The sequence below is a fragment of the Mesorhizobium sp. 1B3 genome, assembly GCF_050958605.1.
Lineage (GTDB): Bacteria > Pseudomonadota > Alphaproteobacteria > Rhizobiales > Rhizobiaceae.
The window spans coordinates 1-314 of record NZ_JBJHDO010000044.1 but is presented as its reverse complement, the minus strand read 5'-3'; the positions used below and the strand labels follow the sequence as shown (position 1 = coordinate 314).

Below are 314 nucleotides of genomic sequence, written 5' to 3'. Positions count from 1 at the left end.
ACACGGAAGAGGTCGATGATCACGCCGCCCTTGAGCAGCAATTGCGCCATCAAAAGGTAGAGCGGGATGATCGACAGCGTGTAGGCCGAGGCGGTGTAGAAGGTGTCCTGCCCGACGATGCCGTTGAGCACGCCCGGCCCCATCCACAGCATGACGCCGACCAGCCCGGCGCCGAGCAGGCAGGTCGCCACCGCTTGTCCCGCCATCATGAAGACGACGATCCAGAGCGTCACCGCCCAGATGATCCAATCCTTCGACATGCGACTTCCGATCTGAGTAGAGGAATGGGCGCCGCCGGACCGGCGGCGCCGGCG

The 314-nt window shown here is 64.6% G+C and carries 1 pseudogene; it reads right to left on the bottom strand.

The features are described 5' to 3' along the window. A pseudogene (locus ACCO56_RS33085) lies at nucleotides 1-260 on the bottom strand (hypothetical protein); the annotation flags it as partial. Nucleotides 261-314: the final 54 nt, after the last annotated feature.